The 407-nt window shown below is 62.2% G+C and carries 1 protein-coding gene; it reads right to left on the bottom strand.

Features of this window, described 5'->3' with window-relative positions; translation table 11 throughout:
- Positions 1 to 77: 77 nt before the first annotated feature.
- Positions 78 to 407 (bottom strand): ExbD/TolR family protein (locus tag BN1120_RS20985; RefSeq protein ID WP_042016902.1); only part of this gene is annotated, 330 nt, incomplete at its 5' end.

The following is a 407-nucleotide window of genomic DNA, read 5'->3' as shown; positions in this document are numbered from 1 at the left end:
TTCCCAGAAACAAGAAGAACACCACCACGCAGGAGACCGCCAACGATATCAGGTATCTCATAGGGCTCGCTCCGGCATCAGCTGCTCTTGCTCGCCGCGATGGAGATGTTCTGGACACCGGCCATGCGGATCTGGTCCATGACCTGCACCACCAGCCCGGAACGGGACTCGGTATCGGCCTGAATCACCACGGCGCTCTCCGGGTTCTCCGCCCGCAGCCGCTCGATGTTGGCGCGCACGGCACCCACTTCGACGACCCGTTTGTCGACCCAGACCTGACCGTTCTCGCGGACCGCGACCATGATGTTCCCCTTCTTCACCGTCTCGGCCGTGCTGGCGCTCGGGCGGTTGATCTCCACGCCGGACTCCTTGACGAACGAGGTGGTGACGATGAAGAAGATCAGCAT

The sequence above is a fragment of the Aeromonas caviae genome (assembly GCF_000819785.1).
GTDB lineage: Bacteria > Pseudomonadota > Gammaproteobacteria > Enterobacterales > Aeromonadaceae > Aeromonas > Aeromonas caviae.
This window is presented reverse-complemented; position numbering and strand designations above follow the sequence as displayed.